We start from the raw sequence: 19,418 nt of genomic DNA on the forward strand, positions 1-19,418 counted from the left end.
ATAATTCAAACGTTCTCAACAAACAAAAATATGAAGACGGTCAATATCTTAAAGTCGGAATATTATTCCCCGGAAGAAATCAATTCCGCTGATTCATCATCTGCGATATTTTCTGAGATTTTGTATCTTTTAAAAAGGAAATGGATTTTTATTTTCAGGGCAATCCAACCTATAACAAAATAAACCCCTCCTAAAATAAAGAGATGTACTAAATATTTTTTGGTCAAAACAGCGGGACCGTTTTGCACGACCATGATTTTTAATGCTTCCAGATAAGGAGTGAGCGGGATAATTGCCGTAAAACTTTTGATGAATCCGGGCATCGCATAAGTTGGCCACGTAAATCCACTGATGATAAATGCGGGCGATGCGATGACCATTAAATATTGAGTCGCCTTCAACGCATCCGGCACCAAAATACTTACGAGGACGCCCAGATTGGTGGCCGCCACCACGAAAACCGCGGTGATTAAAAAGAAATTCCACACATTATCGGGAACAGGGATCCTGAAATACAAACTGCACAGATAGAAAAACAGGATATTGAAATTCGCGAAAATCCAGATCGGCAAACATTTGATCGCCATCACGAACACCGCATATTTTTCTTTTCCGGCAAAGTCTTTAATGAATGATTCTCTTTTAAATTCTTCGGAAAAAGTAACCGCCATCGCCAATAAAATCACCTGCTGCAGCACCACCGCCATCATTGCCGGCCACATAAAAACCAGGTAATTACTCGTGGTGTTGAAGAGCGTAATATAGTTGGCTTTGAAGGGTTCAAACTGTGTTTTCGCCAGATCTGCATTCATTCCTTTTTTCTCCAACGCTTTGATTTCGCTTCCGGCGGAAAAAGTCCCCAAGGTCAGCTGAATGGCTTTCGTGGCAAAATTCGCCGTCAGCACATTGGAGGTATTCACGTAAACATTCACCTCCGGGTATTTTTTCTGAAGCATCATGGCCTCAAAACGTTCGGGAATAATAATTGCCGCGGCCGCTTCTGTTCTGATAATTTCATCTTTCAGATTCGCCGGTTCGTTGATATAGCTCAATACTTTCAAAGATTTGCTGTCCTGCAGCATTTCCACCAGCTGACCGGATAGCGGCGTGTTGTCGTGATTCACCACGATCACGGGAATATGCTCTACTTTCCCCGATTTGTAGGTGAATCCGATCAATAAAGCGTAGAAAACCGGTGCTAAAAAGAAAACGGAAATCAAAGTTTTGTTGGTAAAAAACAGGTAGAATTCCCTTTTCAATAAATATCTTATTTGTTTCATTTGGTGAGATTTAATTTAATTTTTCAAATTACTTTAAAGTCACATTTGAATTCACCAAAATATCCTTCGTTTCCCGCTGGTTTTCCGGCAGCACTTTGATTTCGTAAACCGCCTCTTCTGGTTCGTAATCAGGGAAAGCGGTGGTAATATCTGCGTATTTCGCCAGCTGTTTAAGGGCTACAATTTTTCCCGTAAATTCCTTTTTATTATAATTGACGAATATTTTCACCGTCATTCCTTTCTGATACTTAGCGATTTTTGATTCGGGAACCGTAAATCTGAAATAAGCAGTGTTAGGAACATAACCGGTAAAAAGCGGATAACCTGCCGTTGCCAATTCGCCCTTGTTCAAAGCGATGGTCTCGATTTCCATATCATTGGTGGCGATGATGTACTTTTCGGAATACGCGATATTGGCTTCCTGCAAAGCACCTTTTGCCTGGTTTTCCTGTCCCTGAGCCATTTCTATTTTTTCAAACCGGGTTCCCGATTCCACATCATGAAGTTCAGCATTTACGGCATCCAACTGCGCTTTTGCTCCCTGGTATTTTGCAAAATATTCATCGTAATTTTGGGGAGAAAGCAAACTGTCACGATACATGTTTTTCGCTCTGTTGAAAGATTTTTGCGCATATTGAAACTGTTCCTGCAAACCTTTCTGTTTGGCTTTTAACTGGCGGAGCTGATCGGCTGTAGCGCCGTTTTGCGCCATCTGTACCTGTGCTTTTGCGGCAGAAGTTGCGCCTTTTGCCTGCGCAATTTTTGCGGAAACTTCGGGAACGTCTAATATTGCGAGTGTATCGCCAGCTTTTACGGTTTGTCCCTCTTCTACTTTAATGGTCAAAATTCTTCCAGTGATTTTCGGCGCAAAAGAAATGATTTCTTTCTTGGTTTTGCCCACAATTTCACTTTCCGGATTAGATTCTTTACAGCCCGAAAGTGCAAGAACACTCCCCAAAGCCAAAGTCATTAATACAGTATTTTTCATGTTGTTTGTTTGTCTTAAATTCAGCACTGAAGTTTCACCCAGTCCATTTTTTCTACTTTCTGAATGTCTATGATCTATTTTCTAAAAGTCTATGATCTCTAATATAGTTTCTCGACCTGCAAATTCTGAGTAGATTTCATGAGTTCGATTGCGCTTCTTCTTTGGTTAAAAATCGCGGTTTGCAGTTCCAGTTCGGCATTTTCCAAATCGTTTTCCGCATCGATTAAGGCAGAAGAAGTTTTGGTTCCGTACCGGAATTCTTTTTCCACCTGTTCCAAACCTTGTTTTGCAATTTCTCGGGATTTTTCCTTTAACTTAATTTGTGCGTTGGCAATCGTGTAATTGGTTTGATTGTTGGCTAAATTAAGGGTGAGTTTTTTCGAGGCGTCACGCTTTTTATGCTCTAAAATCTCCTTTTCTATTTTCGCTTTTTCCACCATATGTTTTCCCTCATTCCCATCAAAAACATCCCATTTAAAACCAATTCCCGCCTGGAATAAAGGAAAGATGCCGAGATTCGCCGGATTAAAATCCAGTTTCTTCCCCGTGTTCGGCAACAATTCCTTTGAAGTTGCAATATTACTGTTGAACAATCCGAAATAACTGAGTGAAGTTTGCGCCTGAACTTTCGGAACCCACCATCTTTCCTCGGCTTTCATTTTATAATCGGTGGCTTTAATGCCGTGATTCAAAGCCTGGATTTCTACCCTGTTTTCAATATTCTGATCGAGAACCTCGTAAGAAATGGTTTGCAGTTGCGGTTCAATCAAAGAGATTCTTTCCCTTTCGATCCCGGTTAATAGCTGAATCTGGGTGATAAGAAGTTCTTTTTTTCCCTCATACTCCACCAATTTGGAGTCCAGGGTAGCCTGCGCCAGTTCGATTTTTTTATGGTCGTATGGGGTAATCAGTCCATATCCTAAGGCTTTATCAGCAGTCTTCCTATTAATGTCTAAACGCTTTTTCGCTTCATTTAGAACTTTTTTGGATTGGTGAACGAGCGCGATTTGATCGTATGCTTTTGAAACTTCGGTAATGATCTCATCGCGGCTTTTCTGCATCAATAAATTTTCGGAAATATTTTTTTCTTTGTTGGCTTCCTTCAGGTATTTCACTTTCCCGCCGGAATAGAGCAGAACGCTCGCTTCCGCTTTTGCTAAGGCAGAAAGTCCCGAAATATTAAGATCGTTATTGAGCTGCCCTTCCGGAAATACGGCGCCCGGAAAAACCCCTGGGATGGGAGGAATCCCGATTTCCGGAGATTTTAAATGCGTGGAAGCATACAGATAACCGGTTTTTCCCGAAATATCAACTTTAGGAAGAAAAACATCTTTCAGTTTTTGATCATCGAGCCGGGTATATTTGTTTTCGAGAATTTGTTGGGATAATGCTCCGTCGTTCACTAAAGCACTGTCGATTAACTCCTTCAAAGTAGGCGCTTGTTGGGCTGAAAAAACCAGAGGCAAAAAGGCCAGTACTTTAGACAGGTTGTTTTTAAAGATTTTCATATGCTCTGTTTGTTTGATGGTGCAAAGTTGTGGAGAATTGTAACCGAATCCTTTGACATTTGTCAAAAAATTCATGTCCGATGTTATTTTGAGTTGATAAATCTAAAATAAATTTACAAAAAATAGGCAGTCCCATTTTTTCGATATTCAAAAAAGTCCGTTCCGAAGTTGAAACGGATCTCTTTGAAATTTTTACAAAGTTTAAAACTTTGGCAAAGTAATTTATTCGGAAATGGAAACATTAGTTCCCTTCGTATGCGCATTCATCTGCGGCGCGTAATAATTCTGCAAAGTCGTAATTCCATTGCTGAAAGATCCCGCTGCATTACAAATGTAGTCGTATTCGAAAACGTATTTCCCTTTCGGCATAAACTGGATGTAGAAATTCGTGGAAGCGTCTTTCGTGCTTTGATAATAGCCGAGATTGTTTTTCCACTGGTATTTCGAAATCACATCAATTGGCTCGAAACCTGCCGCACGCATATCTTTCAAGTGGATGAATTCCATATTTCTATCCGTATTCAGAATTGTTCTTACCGTCACTTTATCGCCCACCTTTAATGGTGAGTTTTCGGTGATTTTCACGAGTTCCCCTCCGTTTACCGTTTTCACTTTTTTGTACAGTTCCTTCTCGATAGAAATGTAATTTTCAGAAGATTTTATTTTGTCCAAATCCTCGTAATATTGCCAGAACAAGCCACCCTCGACAATTCCGGGGTCTGGTTTTGCAATGGTAACTGTCCCTAATTTTTTGTCGATATTTTCTGGTTTTAAAGTCGATTTCACATAACCTGTCGCTTTCGAATCCGGATTGGCGAGTTCTTTTCCGCCCCAAATAATGGTCGCTTTATCAGAATCTGTAGAAGTCCAGGATTTTCCCGAATTTAACATCGTGAAAATAACTTCCGCCGTTCCGCGCGAACTTCCCCAAGAATTCACTTCTTTTTGGGTAACGAGCCAGATCTTCATTTCCTCTATAAAGTCGATGTCGTTTGGAGTCAACTTTTGGAATGCCTCCAAAGCTCCTGCCTGATTCACGGTTTTTGAAGAATACCATCCCCAATCGTTAAGATTTTGTTTCCAGTAAACTCCCTGCGTTTCTGATTGCGTGGAAGTTTCTTTTAAATAAGTGAGGAATTTTTTAGATTGATCTTTCATTCCGTAATCATTAAATAAAATCGCCAACCGGTGCAATCCAAAGAAAGTAAAATCGGTTATTTTTTCAGTTTTCGCTTTAGAAATTACGGCGTTTTTCAAAGACGTTCCTTTTTGTTTTAAAGGAAAATCTTTTTCCCAATAATTTCGGGTGTCGAGATAATTTAGAACATAATTGTTCACCACCTCTTTTTTATCAATTTGACCATACTTATTCACTTCCGAATCCACATAATTGATAAGTTTCGAAACCATTTCTTTCTGTTCCGAAGGTTGATAATCGCCAACATTTCCTTTCAGCCATTCATTAATTTTTCCTAAATTTTTCAGGATATAAAGCGAAATATAGTAGGAACTCGGATAACCTTGATACCACGAAAATCCCCCATCCGGATTTTGAAGTTTCACCAAATCGCTCCAATCTGAATTGATGGAATTTCGCATCGTGTTCGCATCAAACAACCTTGCGAGTTTTTCCATTTGTTCGGTTTCGTTTTTTGATTCCAAAATCCACGGCGTTTCTTCCAACAGCAGTTGTTTCAGTTCCTGGTTTTTTTCCAGATTTGAAGTCAGCAACCCTTTGCTTTGATATTCCTCAAAAACGGTTTTCAATTTCGGGTTGGCTTTGAAAATTTCCGAAGCCAAAACATCGGCAAACCATTTGTTGAAAACCACGTCCGCCGAATTGTTCGGATCGTTTTTCAAACTCGGCAAGGCAAACATGATTTCCCAAATCGGATTCGTCGTCAGTTCCAAAGTATTGGAAAAGTTGGTTGCCGTGGTCGAAGTATTTTTCGCCAGATTTTCTAAAGTAAAAGTCTTGGTTTGACCTTCTTTCACAAAAATCGGAACGGCGTCTGTGACCAACATCCGGTTCGGTAACACGGGAATCGCTTTCTGTTCGCCATCGGAGAAATCACCCGCTTTTGCGACAATTTTAAATATAATGGAAGAAATGTCATTTGGAACTTTCAATTTCCAGGTTATCACTTCATTTCCATTTTCTTTTAATGCAAATGATTTTTGAGTTTCATTTAAGTTGAATTTACCCGAAATATCTTCGTTTGTAAAAGCATCCAAAATCTGAAGTTGCGCAGTTCCATTTAACTTTTTATCTACCAAGCTGGAAAGTTTAGACTGCAGATTCAGCTCATCGCCTTCGCGTAAGAATCTCGGATAATTCGGCGTTACGGAAAACTCTTTTTGGGTAACAACCGATTTTTCCAAAGTTGCCGAACGGGCATCTTTTGTATGTGCCAAAAACATCAGTTTCCATTGCGTTAAAGCTTCCGGTGAAGTAAATTCAAAACTCACATTTCCGTCTTTATCGGTCACTAAATTCGGATAGAAAAATGCGGTTTCGTTTAGGTTTTGGCGGATTGGGATTTTTTCTAATTCTTTGGTGGAAACTGTTTTTGAAGCCAGCGAAAGACTCTTTTTCACCACAGATTCTTCAACATTTGTGCTGTCGGACTGCACTGCAACACCTGCAATTCTTCCCTCGAGTATGCTTTCAGCTACAGGTGCAGCCATTGAACTGACACCACGAATTACCAGACGATTACCATAAAACCCACCATCAAACCAATTAAAATTCGGGAAGCTGATTGTTTTCTGCTCAAGATACGGATATCGTTTGCTGAAATTTTCCTGTGAGAGATATTCGTTGATCGAGTAATTATTCAGGATAAAGTATTTTGAATTCAGATTTTGCCAGGAATATTTATTTACCGCAAAATTGTCCAAAGATTTGTCGTACATATTCGCCAAAACTTCGGCGTTGATTTTCTCTTTTTCATCACCTAAAACTTTCACCGTCCATTTTTCTTTTTGTCCGGGTTGCAGTTTATCGCGGAAAGTCACGGTCTCAATCCGTAAAGGTTTTTTATCGGAAACGATTTTCAGATTCAGCAATTCGGTTTTCACGTCATTAAAAGCCACCAACTGAAACTGCACATTGATTTGGTCTATGTTTTCATCTTTCGGAAATGCCACTTCATATTCCAAAACGCCGTTTACAAATGATTTTTGTTCTGTCACCGTTTCACCGTTTCCATTTTGAACAAAAACATTCACCAAAGCATCCGGAATTGCGGAATACACATGAATTTTCGCTTTTTCGTTTCGCTGAAATTCAGTTTTTGGCCGGATTACTTTCAGAAACGGTTTTTGCGAATCGGCAAGGAATTTTTTATCAAAAACTTCAAAAGTTTTTTCTGTTTTTATGGTGTCTTTTCCTTCAATATTGTACAGTTCGAGTTGGTATTTTCCCGGGGAAAGTTTTCCCAGATCAAGCGTTTCGTCTTTCTGCAAAGATTCAAATACCACTTTTTCCACGACATCCTCTTTTTCCTTTTCATTAAAATAATCATGCGGAAATTTCTGAATAAATTCTGCTTTTGAAAATTTCGGCAAGTCCTGAATTCGAGTTTCGAAATTGGTGCGGAAAATCCTATCTTTTGGCAGCATTTTCGAAAGTTTCACCTGATAAGGTTTCTTCAAATTCTGGTCGTTGTAATTTTTGGTTTCAACTTTAATTGTAATCGGTTCATCGGTGAAAGAATCCTTGATATCATCGGTTTTGATGTAATGGGAAACCGAAGAGACCCTCATGTTTTCCCTGGCAGATTGCGTTTCACCGTTAATGTCGGTCACCGAAGCGTTGATCTCGTAATTATCGACTTGGATTCCGTCTAAAGTTTCGTCTTTTTTAAGTTCAATTTTAATGGTAAATTCTCCCTTTTCATCGGTTTTCACTTCCCCTAAAATAGAGTTTTCATTATCATTTCCGCGCGGAAACCACCAGAAATACCTCCATCGGATATTCTGTTTTCTGATTTCATAATTCACCGTGGAATTGCTTAAAGGAATTCCGGAGAAAGTTATTGCTTTTCCTTTCAGGTCAATGGTTTCGCCGTATTTGTATTCGGTTTTTACCGGTTCAAAGTTGACTTCAAATTTCGGACGTTTGTATTCTTCGACTTGGAAATCTTTTCTTCCTTCAGTGAAGGAGCCCGACTTTTCATCATCATTTTCCACTTCAATTCTGAAAGTTCCATTTAATTTTCCTTGAGGAAGCGTGAAACTGCCATGAACAGAACCAAAATCATTAGTCATTAACTGTTGTCTGCTGATTTCTTCGCCATTCGCATCGTTCAAAACCACATTCAATTTGGACTTTGGGACCACATTTTCTTTTAGGGTTTTTCCACTAAAAGCAGTCGCAATCACTTTGAAATACACGGTTTGTCCGGGACGGTAAATCGCTCTGTCCAAGAAAATCTGGGCTTGTTCTCGATCTTCTATTTTATTTTCGCCGTAATAATTATTTCCGTAAACCTGGATAAGATTATAGTCGTTGGTTTTCGGTTGGTTAACCAAATAATAACGATAATATGCATGATCTTTGGATTCCGGAAAATTAAAATTCGCAGTATTATCTGTGTTCAGCAAAAAATTATTAACGGTGGTTCCCCGCTCGTATTCATAGACCTTCAAGGCTTCGTCGGAAATGGATTTCCCGTTCTCTCGGCTCACCAGTTTCAATTGGTTATCGATCGTTTTGTGCTCATTCTTTTTGTTAAAAATGATTCGTGAATTCGTCGCAATAAAATAAAAATGACCCTGAATTGCATTGTCAACCACATATTCCGCCAAGTAAATTCCCGAAGGAAGCGGCTTGATTTCCAAAGAAGTTCTATGGTCTTTATAATCCTTCAAATCTTGAAGATCAAAAATTTCTTTCCTCACCAAAGATTTTTTCACCGCTGCAAAAGCATTTTTATCGTAAGAATTGGAAACATATTTCAGAAAATTCTGCACATCGTCTTTTACTTCGTAAATATTTAACGAAAATCGGGCGACATTTTTCGCATCGGCAACCAAATGGATCGGAAGATTGGATTGGGTATGGTTCTCGAAATAAATAGCAAGATTTGGACTGATGATGGAATTGGTGCGGTTAAGAATATTGTTCAGAAAATTTGATTTTGGATATTGGTTTTTCACCTGATTTAGCCAAGACAAAGCTTCTTTAAACTTTTGCTCTTCGGTAAGTTCGTCAACCAAATCCATGGCGATCAGAACTTTGTAATCACCTTCCGTGGTGGAATTGTAGAGTGCTTGAAGTTGTGAAAACCTGTCTTTGCAGTGGGTGAATTCGCAATTATCATTCAGTTTTTGATGCTGAAAGTAAAGTTTGGAATTGCCCGCATTTTTTGCAATCAGCTCATCATAAATAGAATTGATTTTAGGGTTATTGATTTTCAGTTCATTGGGAGTAAAAAGTTGATCATCACCAAGAAAATCGATTTGTTTTATAGAATTCCAATCAAACAAAGTCGGGAAATAATCCAAATCCTGAGTTCCACCAAAAATCGCTTTATATTTGGACAGTGCAACTTTTTGCAAATCAGTTTTGTGCAGTTCCAGATCTGCAAAATGTTTGGATAAATAATTCTTAAAATCAAGTTTTGACCAGGTTTCAATCTGAGTGATATCCTGACTATTTAGGTTGATTCTTTGATTAACCTCCCACCGATTTTGAGCATAATAATCTGTAAAAAACTTCCCCAAAAGAACCTGAAAAACCAGTTTTTCATCTCCTTTCAATGATGGGGCGATTCCTGAAAGATTTTTGAAGAATTTTGTGGAGGAATCATTTTTTTCATCATCCATGGTTTGATTCACGATACTGAATTCCGCTTTCAGCGACCGAATAAGTTGCGCAGCATTGCTTTCTTTCATGGCGGTTTTTTGGATTTCTAAAATAATAGGAAGATTGGATTTGTATAAACCCTGTTTGGAGTTGGTTTCGATTTTTTGCCATTGTTCGTCATAATATTTCTGCCCAAAAACTGGCTTGAACATCATCAATACAAGGAAAATCGTGAAAACGGTGGTGAGTTTTTTCATAAAAATGGGTCTAAACTGTTACAATTCACAGTACATTGCGATTTAAGATCTGCTGATTACGCTCGTCACATGCATTCATTCGCGCCTGTGGAAAATATGATTTTGAATTTTGAAAATGGTTAAATTTGCATTAATGCAGCCATTAAAATTACTAAAAAAATACGTTATCGATGGTCAGATTTACGTTTCTTTAATGGGAACTTTTTTGGCGATTTTTTTCATGTTGGAGCAAAAGGCATTCCGCTTTCCTACGGTGCTTTTGATTTTCATCACCTATTTCAGTGGCTATCTGTACACCAAATATCAAGGAAGTAAAAAGTTTCGCAGTGTATTAATTTTCAATTTTATTTGCGGAATTATCTCTATGATTTTGATCATGATGAATCACCACGAAATCCGGATTTTCAAATGGTTGGTGATTGTAACATTGGGCTTGCTCTACAACAGTACTTTTATGGAGTCATCTATCCGGAAAATACCGTTCCTAAAGGTTTTCTATGTAGGATTAACTTGGGCATTAATCAATTCCTGGCTGATTTTGCCGGAATTTCATTTCACGATTTTCTGGATCAGTATGCTTTTTGTCACCGCGTTGGTTTTGCCTTTTGACATCCGCGATATGAAAGTGGACGAAATCATCACTTTTCCCAAATTAATCGGGGTTCAAAACACCAAATTTTTGGCATATTCTTTGGTTTTTTTCGCCACAGTGGTTGCAATAGCATATTTAAAACCGCAATTCGCCGTCGCTTTTTTTGTGGCTTCGGTTTTTACCTTCCTGCTGATTTTTTTTTCTGAAAACTCAAACCGGGAATCCTATTTCTCGTTTTGGGTTGAAAGTTTAAGCGGATTGCCATTTTTGATTCAGGTGATAATTTCATATCTTTCGTGACCATCAATTTGATAAAAACAGTTTCATTGCAAATTAAAAATCTATTATTTCTTGTTCTCCTCCTCAATGGTTTTACTTTTTTTTCAGCACAGGAAAAAAAGGATTCCATATATACCAAGATCGAGGAATTCTCTGACAAAAGGAAATTCACCAAATTCCTGCACAAGTTTGTTTTCAGAAGAGAGGCGGATTCGGTCTCGGTGAAAACCAGTGCAAGTGATTTGGACCGAAAGAAATTTAGGGGAAAATTCATCGCAAAAATTACGTTTGAAACGGTGGATCCTTTTGGTGTAAGCAGTTTTGAAAAAGCAGGTGACAGAAAATGGTACGACCGACTTGCAGACAAAATTCATTACGAAACCAGAGCTTCCACTATCAAAAATTATCTGCTCTTTAAAAAAGGTGAGAAATTTAATGCCCAAAAAATCTACGAATCAGAACGTCTGCTCCGATCGATGTATTTCGTGAACCGTGTGAACATTGATGTAAAAGAAAATGAAACTTCCAGGGATTCTGTAAATGTGCACGTAAAAGTTCTGGATTCCTGGAGTTTGGTTCCACACCTGAATTTCTCGGGAAGTGAGATTGGCGGCGGACTTTCTGAATATAATTTCATGGGTTTGGGACACGAAGCGAGTTTGGAGCATATCGTGAATTTCAAAGATAAAACGAACTATCTTTCCGGAAGCTACACTGCAAATAATCTTTTGGGCAGTTTTGTGAATGCGCAAGTTTTAGGAGAAAAGGACTTCGAAAAAAATGAGCGGATCAACTTTACGGCGACCCGGGAATTCTTTTCGCCACTCACACGTTGGGCGGGAGGATTTACTTTTGAGTTTTTCAAGCGGAAAGCAGGTTTGCCGATGGAAAACGCAGACACCATTCCAGAAGTGCAGATCAAGGTGTTCCGGCAAAATCTCTGGGCTGGTTACCAGTTCCCGATTTACGATGCTGACGACGGTAAAATCTCCAAAAACATCGCTGTTTTAGGGAGGTTTCAGAATTTTCAGTACAAGGATCGTCCGGAAATCGATTCGGTAAACTTTTTTAGAAATTCTACCAGTTTTCTGGCATCCGTGGTTTACACCGATCGAAATTTCTCGGTTCAAAAAAATGTCTTCAAATACAATCTTCCGGAAGATATTTCTTATGGAAAATCCTTAGGAATTACTTCGGGATTCCTTGCCAGAAACGGAACCAGTGAACCATATCTGGGCATTTCTGCTTCTATGGGCAACATGAAAAGTTGGGGATATTACAATATCAAACTTCAATATGGTCATTTTTTCGGCAACCGAGAAAGTCACCAAAACCAATTCCGATTTGATGGAACCTATTTCACCAATATGCAGGACTGGAGATTTGGCAAAATCAGGCATTTTTTTTCACCCACGATTGCCCTTGGAAATTATGAGGACCAAAACTCCTACACCAACCGGATGAATCTCTCCGCTCCGAGTGAATTTCGACCATTTGACCCGGATTATATCGGCACAAAAAAAATGATATTGCGTTATCAGTTCCAAATGTTCATCAACAAATCCTGGAAGAACTTCCATTTTAGCCCCTATTTTTCTACCGCGGTCGGCTGGCTTGCAAGTTCCAAGGATTCACTGTTCCAGTCACCGACTAACACCCGGTTCGGAGTTGGACTGCTGCTAGACAATCCATATCTGGTTTTCAACAGGATTCAGTTTTCATTCATGTATTATCCGAAAGTTCCGTTTGACAACAATTCCATGTTTGAGTTCAACCATTTCCAGAATAGCTTGATGATGACGAACAACTTCTCCACCGAGGTTCCGAAATTTGTGAATTTTGCAGATTAACCGACTTCCATTTCACGCAAAATACAAATTGAAATAGCTATATTTACAGAAAATTTTGGAGACGGAAAATTTTGAATTTTCGATGCAGAAACTGATCCTCGCGATCAGCGAAAATCCCGGCGGGAAGCTGTTTTCAGACTTTGGGAAATGATGAATTCCAAATAAGGCGCAAATGTTTCCGAAACCGTTTTTTACGAATCTGAAAAATCATTGGCCGAACAGGAAACTGAAAATTATTTGAAGGAGGAAAAAAGAGGGCAATAAAAATGGATAAAGGATGGCTCAGCTGAAGATTTTCCAGACTCGCTATGCAAAGTTTCAGCGGGATGAAATCTTTAAGTATAGTAATCAAAGTCTTAAAAGGAAGACCGATCCAAAAAGAATTAGAGCCGTAATCAATGAAAAAACAGACCATTCAAAACTTGATCCAAATTTGGGCAAATGAATTCCGGGTACATTTTGCAGCATATTAATATTAAAAAAAACCAGCTGATTAGTCTGTATGTTGTATTTCATTTTGGGAAAATCATCAAAAATCCTGAAAGTTTAGAAAATATTTTAGGTTTATGACCATCCAAAAGCTATTCCTGACCAATTTCAAAAACCATTCGGAGAAGACATTCGAATTTTCCCCTCAAATCAACTGTTTCGTGGGAAATAACGGTGTGGGAAAAACCAACGTTTTAGATGCCTTGCATTACCTTTCCGTGGGCAAATCATTTTTGGGAAACACGGATCTTAACAATGTGATGACGAGTGCAGATTTCTTTAGCATCGAAGGAGAAATTTTTGATGGCGAGAAAGAAAACATCATTAAAATCCAGCAACCCAGAGAAGCCAAAAAAATCATCCGGAAAAACGACAAAACCTACGACAGAATTACGGATCATATCGGATTTTTGCCGTGCGTAATCATTTCCCCTTATGATTCCAACCTGATTTCCGATTCCGGAGAAAGCCGCAGAAGGTTTTTGGATTCCATGATTTCTCAAACAGACCGCGAATATCTTTTCAACCTCATCCAGTATCAAAAGACCATTCAGCAAAGGAATGCCCTCCTGAAATCTTTCGCAAAAAACAGATATTTTGACGCGGAAAGTTTGGAGATTTACCAGGAACCATTGATCAGGTTCGGAACAAATATTTATGAAAAAAGGAAGGAATTCATCGCTTCCATTTTGCCCCTGATCCAAAATTATTATGAAATCATTTCCAATGGAAACGAAATGGTTTCAGTAATTTACCAATCTGATTTACAGGAAAATACTTTTTTAAATCTCCTCACTCAAAATCTTGAAAAAGACCGGATCTTAACTTATACTTCGAAAGGAATTCACAAAGATGATCTGATATTTGAAATGAACGGAAATCTGCTGAAAAGAACCGGAAGCCAGGGACAGCAAAAATCATTTTTGGTTGCGCTAAAGCTTTCGCAGATGAACAGGATCAAAGAAATTACGGCAAAAACACCAATTCTTTTGCTGGACGATATTTTTGATAAGTTGGATGACTCCAGAGTTTCGCAACTCATTGAACTGGTCAACAGAGAAAGTTTCGGTCAGATTTTTATCACCGATACGCACAAAGAAAGAACAGAAAACGTGGTGAAAAAAATCAACGAGGAATCAAAAATCTTTGAAATCAAATAATATTAAATGAAAATGCGGTCCGCAAGACGCAAAGCAACAAAATTATGGCAATACTTGTAACAGGAGGATTAGGCTACATCGGTTCGCATACCGTGGTGGAATTGCTTCACAACGATTTCGATGTGGTGATTGTGGATGATTTATCTAATTCCGAAAAATTCATTTTGGATAATATTGAAAAGGTTTCCGGAAAAAGGCCTGCTTTTTATCCATTTGACCTGAAAAGAAGGGAGCTCATCAAGCAACTTCTGGATGCACACCAAATCGACGGATGCATCAACTTCGCAGCTTTCAAAGCAGTTGGAGAAAGTCAGGAAAAACCGCTTGACTATTATGAAAACAACCTTTTCACACTGGTCAATTTGCTTCAGGAATTTAAGGAAAGAAATATTTCAAACTTTATCTTCAGTTCATCCTGCACCGTTTACGGACAAGCGGACCAACAACCGATTGACGAGAACACGCCGCTAAAATTGCCGGAATCTTCTTACGGAAAAACAAAACAAATGGGCGAAGAAATTTTGAAGGATTTCGCCACCGCCTACCAAAAAAGAGTTTCACTTCTGAGGTATTTCAACCCGATTGGAGCACATTCCACCGCGCTTTTAGGAGAATTGCCGATTGGAATTCCAAATAATCTGGTTCCTTATGTCACTCAAACGGCGGCGGGAATCCGTGAAAAGCTCAGCATTTGGGGAAATGACTACCCGACTGCGGACGGAACTGCGATTCGAGATTATATTTATGTGGTAGATTTGGCGAAAGCACACGTGAAAGCTTTGCAGAAACTGATGGCCACAGAAGAAGATACCAAAATAGATATCTACAATCTGGGAACCGGAAACGGCTCGTCGGTTTTGGAAGTGGTCCGTGCTTTTGAAAATGCGAACCAGGTGAAAGTTCCGTATCAAATCTGCGAACGAAGAGCGGGAGATATTACGGTTGCTTATGCCAATCCCGCAAAAGCAGAAAAAGAACTCGGCTGGAAAGCGGAAACCACATTGGAAGAAGCCCTTCGAACAACTTGGGAATGGCAGAAATACCTGGAAACCAGATCATAGCCATTAACCAGAAACTTCTGTTCAGCCAACCATGCCGACTGAGAAGATTTTTTCAGAAATTCAACCGTTTCAAAATCAAATTTAAAAATTGACATTTGCGCAAATCATACTTCCGCTCAATCTGAAAGGGACTTTCACCTACAAAGTTCCCGATGTTTATTTGGATGAGATTGAAGTGGGAATGAGGGTTTTGGTGCCATTTCGGGGAAAAAAGATCTATACTGGAATTGTAACCGAAATCCATCAAAACGCGCCGGAAATTTTCATCCCGAAAGAAATCATCAGCATTTTGGATGAGTTCCCGATTCTGCCGAATGAGCAAATCCGTTTCTGGAACTGGCTTTCCGAATATTACCTCTGCAATCTGGGCGAAATTTACCGGTTCGCTTTTCCTTCATCTTTAAAGCTGGAAAGTGAAACTTACCTGAAATTAAAACCAAATGTTACCGTTGATTTCGAGCTTTTGGAGGTGAATGAAATGTATCTGATTCAGGCACTGGAAGTTCGGCAATTGATCAATCTGACGGAGATTGAAGCGTTTATTCCGAAAAAGGATATCGTGAAAACCATCAATTCACTGATTGATCTGAAATACATCGAAGTGGACGAGAAAATCGCGGAAAAATACAAAGCGAAAGAGGTAGCCTATCTGAAAATCGAAGACAGCGTTTTGAAGAGAAACCTCCCGGAAATCCTCGTAGAATTGAAACGTTCGCCGAAACAGCAGGAGCTTTTCCTTTCCATTTTGGAAAAACAAACCGAGCATCCCGAAAAACCTATCCGCAAATCGGAAATATTTGCCGAAGGAAATTATGCATCTACCCAATTAAAGTCACTCTCAGAAAAAGGTTTGGTGCAAGAATATTATCTGCAGAAAGACCGACTGGAAGCTTATTCTGGCGAAATGGAGGAATTGGAGAAACTCACCGATTCCCAACTTGTAGCGAAATCGGAAATTGATGCCGCTTTTGCTACCGGGAAAAATGTGCTGCTGCATGGAGTCACTTCTTCGGGAAAAACCCATATTTATCTGGAGAAAATTCAGGAAACGGTATCGGAAGGAAAGAGCGTACTTTTTTTGTTGCCGGAAATTTCATTGACCAAACAGATCGTTCAGCGACTCGAAAAAAAATACGGAAAGCAGCTTGGCTTCTACCACCAGAAACTCACCGATTTCGAAAGAGTTGAAGTTTGGCGGAAGGTCAAGAACAATGAACTGAAAGTGGTGATCGGAACCAGAAATGCACTGTTCCTCCCCTTCCAAAGTTTGGGTTTGGTGATTGTGGATGAGGAACACGATTCCATGTACCGACCAAGGGAAGTTTCCCCTTATTTTAACGCAAAAGATTCCGCACTGGTTTTGGCGAAAACTTACGGCGCAATGGCGATTCTGGGCTCTGCGACACCTTCCGTGGAAACCTATTATTTGGCGAAAAAAGGAAAGCTGCAATATGTTTACCTCGGTGAAAGATTCGGAAACGTAAAACTTCCCGAATATCAATTAATTGACTTCAAAGAAGCCCAGGATTTAAAAAGAGTCACCGGAAATTTCACCACAGAAGTGACCGAAGAAATCCAAAACGAACTCCACCAAAAAAAGCAGATCATGATTCTCCACAACCGGCGTGGATACGCGAATGTAGTGGAATGTGAAAGTTGCGGATATGTCCATTATTGCTCCAATTGTGATGTGGTGATGACTTATCACAAATTTTCCGATGAGATGAAATGCCATTATTGCGGACAAAAAGCGACCAAACCGAAATTTTGCCCGAAATGCCATTCGGAAAATCTAAATGTTCGCGGAGTCGGCGTGGAACAGATTTTTGAGGAAATTTCCAGGATTTTCCCGGAAGCAGAAATTGATCGTATGGATGTAGATTCCATGCGGAAGAAGTTTGCTTACGAAAAACTTTATGAAAAAATCGAAAACGGGGAAACAGATATCATCGTGGGGACACAGATGATTTCCAAAGGTTTGGATTTTGATGACATCGAGTTGGTGGTGATTCCGAAAGCGGATGCATTGCTTTATGTTCAGGATTTTCGTGCCGAAGAAAAAGCATATCAGCTCATTACACAGGTTTCTGGAAGAGCGGGCAGAATTTCCGGGAAAGGCAAGGTGATGATTCAGACCTACAATCCACATCACACTGTATTTCAATTGATTAAAGAAAACTATTCTTTAAAAATCTATGATCATTTTTTGGAGGAAAGACGAAAGTTCCTTTATCCGCCATTTGTAAAATTGATCCTCATTGAACTGAAACACCGCCGAGAAGAAAAAACAAATCGGGCGTCTCAGTTTATGGGTTCAATCTTAAGGAAATATCTTCCGGAAGAATGTATTTTGGGTCCCGAAAAATCACCCATCTCGAAAATAAATCTGCTTTATCAGTACCAGATTTTACTCAAACTTCCGAAAGGAAAAAAGTACAGCGAATACAAAAATTTGGTTTTGAAAAGTTTTGAAGAATTTGACGAACTTCCTGCTTACCGATCCATAAAAAGGATTGTGTTTGTCGATTTTTAACAAACTTTAACTAATTTTACCTGGATTTATAATCGTTAAACCATTGACTTCCAACAATATTTTATACTTTTGACCGTTCGAAAGAAGTCATTTGTATGTACTTTTTCGAATTAGACTTAAGCAAAACCAGTTAATCAAATAAATAAAATTAAATGATTAGACTTCAAAATATCATAGTTTCCACTGCCATCGTATTTTCATCTTACGCATTTGCACAGGGAACTTTCACTACCAACAACTACCCTCAATCTTTAGACAATTCCTCTTCGACTACCGCTTCCGCTGAAAAATTGATGACCGCCAAAGAACTGGTGGATATCAACATCAATTCCATGATGAGTGATCCGGTGTTGAGGAATGCCAATTGGGGATTTGTCATTTATGACCCGCAAACCAAAAAAGTGGTCAGTTCCTATAACGAAAACACGCCTCTGATTCCGGCTTCTACCACGAAACTTTTGACCACCGAAACCGCAATTCATTTGCTCGGCGAAAAATTCAGGTGGACCACCCAGCTTGAGTATTCGGGAAACATCGATGAAAACGGAGTACTTCAGGGAAATCTCTATATTGTTGGAAGCGGAGATCCGTCTTTGGGAACCAGAAAAGCCGGTGCTTCTTCGTACAGCGACCTCATTTCTGATTTCAAAATGGCAATGCAGCAAAAGGGAATTAAAAAGGTAAACGGCGAAATTATTTTGCAGACAGCAGTCTTTAAATCGAATAAGATGCAGACGCTGCCCGAAAATATCGTCTGGCTGGAAAATGGAAGTTACTATCTCCCCGTTGGTGGAACTTATGAAATCAATCCCGCAAATGAGAGGCTGATCGCAAGACAGTCCAATCCTTTTGCCGAGAACAAAAACTATTATTACGTTTCACCATACATTAAGCAAATGGTTTATGCCGATCAATTTGACGGAATCGGCTTGACCACGAAATTACCGGATGTTCCGGCATATTTGGCCAATTCATTCAGAGCCAACCTCGTGAAAAGCGGAATTTCGGTAACCGGAAAAGTGGTGACCAAAACCGTGGATAAAAATCCCGAAAAAAGAGAAGTCCTCACCGCTTATCAGTCGCCGACTTTGGCCGAAATTATCTATTACACCAACCAGCACAGTGACAATGCTTTGGCGGAAGCACTGCTCCGAATGGTAGGATTCCAAAAAGGCGGCGACCAATCACTGGAATCCGGCAGAAATGTGGTCACGGAACACCTAAGGGAAATTTCTTTTGATATGGCAGGTTTGAATTATTTTGACGGAAGTGGTCTATCCAGAAGCAATATGGTCACGCCAATGTCTCAGGTAAAATTTCTGACGAACCTGATGAATGAGCAGTATTTCAACACTTATCTGGAATCACTGCCGATTGCCGGACAAACCGGAACTCTGAAAAAATCATTTGTCGGCACCGGAAACGGACAGATCTTTGCAAAGACCGGAACACTCAATAAAGTGAAGACTCTTGCAGGATATATGAAAACGAATAACGGAAAGACCTTGGTATTTTCTCTGCTTATTAACAATTATGCAGGTTCTGTGGACCAAGTGAAGGCCAGAATGGAACAATTACTGGATCCCGCTATGAATCTTTAATTGAAATT

At 39.4% G+C, this 19,418-nt stretch carries 10 protein-coding genes; 6 read left to right on the forward strand and 4 right to left on the reverse strand.

The features are described from left to right. Positions 1-62: 62 nt before the first annotated feature. The 4 genes from ACM44_RS10065 to ACM44_RS10080 form a co-directional block, all read right to left on the reverse strand. Positions 63-1,280: an ABC transporter permease gene (locus ACM44_RS10065; protein WP_048499901.1), complete on the reverse strand. Its 1,218-nt coding sequence runs from the start codon at positions 1,278-1,280 to the stop codon at positions 63-65. A gap of 28 nt (positions 1,281-1,308) precedes the next feature. Continuing rightward, positions 1,309-2,268 (reverse strand): HlyD family secretion protein, encoded by a 960-nt coding sequence (locus ACM44_RS10070; protein WP_048499902.1) that lies wholly within the window; start codon positions 2,266-2,268, stop codon positions 1,309-1,311. Between the two features lie 98 nt (positions 2,269-2,366). Further along, on the reverse strand, positions 2,367-3,851 hold the full coding sequence (locus tag ACM44_RS10075) for a TolC family protein (RefSeq protein ID WP_241477168.1): 1,485 nt from the start codon (positions 3,849-3,851) through the stop codon (positions 2,367-2,369). Positions 3,852-3,998: 147 nt separating this feature from the next. Beyond that, positions 3,999-9,845, reverse strand: a complete 5,847-nt coding sequence (locus ACM44_RS10080) for an alpha-2-macroglobulin family protein (RefSeq protein ID WP_048499903.1) — start codon at positions 9,843-9,845, stop codon at positions 3,999-4,001. A gap of 133 nt (positions 9,846-9,978) precedes the next feature. Between ACM44_RS10080 and ACM44_RS10085 the strand changes: the two genes are divergently transcribed. The 6 genes from ACM44_RS10085 (at position 9,979) to dacB (ending at position 19,410) form a co-directional block, all read left to right on the forward strand. After that, positions 9,979-10,737, forward strand: coding sequence for a UbiA prenyltransferase family protein (locus tag ACM44_RS10085; protein ID WP_048499904.1), 759 nt, complete (start codon positions 9,979-9,981; stop codon positions 10,735-10,737). A gap of 26 nt (positions 10,738-10,763) precedes the next feature. Then, a complete protein-coding gene (locus ACM44_RS10090; RefSeq protein ID WP_221247174.1) occupies positions 10,764-12,566 on the forward strand; it encodes a BamA/TamA family outer membrane protein in 1,803 nt (600 codons plus the stop codon). Positions 12,567-13,132: 566 nt separating this feature from the next. After that, positions 13,133-14,215, forward strand: coding sequence for a DNA replication/repair protein RecF (gene recF / locus ACM44_RS10100; protein ID WP_048499906.1), 1,083 nt, complete (start codon positions 13,133-13,135; stop codon positions 14,213-14,215). Between the two features lie 44 nt (positions 14,216-14,259). Beyond that, the gene (gene galE, locus ACM44_RS10105) at positions 14,260-15,276 is read left to right on the forward strand and encodes a UDP-glucose 4-epimerase GalE (RefSeq protein WP_048499907.1); all 1,017 of its coding nucleotides are present in this window, start codon (positions 14,260-14,262) and stop codon (positions 15,274-15,276) included. Positions 15,277-15,364: 88 nt separating this feature from the next. Next, positions 15,365-17,809, forward strand: a complete 2,445-nt coding sequence (gene priA / locus ACM44_RS10110; RefSeq protein WP_048499908.1) for a replication restart helicase PriA — start codon at positions 15,365-15,367, stop codon at positions 17,807-17,809. 152 nt (positions 17,810-17,961) lie between these two features. Continuing rightward, a complete protein-coding gene (gene dacB / locus ACM44_RS10115) occupies positions 17,962-19,410 on the forward strand; it encodes a D-alanyl-D-alanine carboxypeptidase/D-alanyl-D-alanine endopeptidase (protein WP_083993707.1) in 1,449 nt (482 codons plus the stop codon). The last annotated feature ends 8 nt before the right edge of the window (positions 19,411-19,418 follow it).

This window comes from Chryseobacterium koreense CCUG 49689, assembly GCF_001045435.1.
GTDB classification, from domain to species: domain Bacteria; phylum Bacteroidota; class Bacteroidia; order Flavobacteriales; family Weeksellaceae; genus Kaistella; species Kaistella koreensis.

Bases quoted from the DNA above. Each gene is read 5' to 3' on its own strand.
- ACM44_RS10065 (WP_048499901.1), bottom strand. From the start codon at position 1,280: ATGAAACAAATAAGATATTTATTGAAAAGGGAATTCTACCTGTTTTTT.
- ACM44_RS10070 (WP_048499902.1), bottom strand. From the start codon at position 2,268: ATGAAAAATACTGTATTAATGACTTTGGCTTTGGGGAGTGTTCTTGCA.
- ACM44_RS10075 (WP_241477168.1), bottom strand. From the start codon at position 3,851: ATGAATTTTTTGACAAATGTCAAAGGATTCGGTTACAATTCTCCACAA.
- ACM44_RS10080 (WP_048499903.1), bottom strand. From the start codon at position 9,845: ATGAAAAAACTCACCACCGTTTTCACGATTTTCCTTGTATTGATGATG.
- ACM44_RS10085 (WP_048499904.1), top strand. From the start codon at position 9,979: ATGCAGCCATTAAAATTACTAAAAAAATACGTTATCGATGGTCAGATT.
- recF (WP_048499906.1), top strand. From the start codon at position 13,133: ATGACCATCCAAAAGCTATTCCTGACCAATTTCAAAAACCATTCGGAG.
- galE (WP_048499907.1), top strand. From the start codon at position 14,260: ATGGCAATACTTGTAACAGGAGGATTAGGCTACATCGGTTCGCATACC.
- dacB (WP_083993707.1), top strand. From the start codon at position 17,962: ATGATTAGACTTCAAAATATCATAGTTTCCACTGCCATCGTATTTTCA.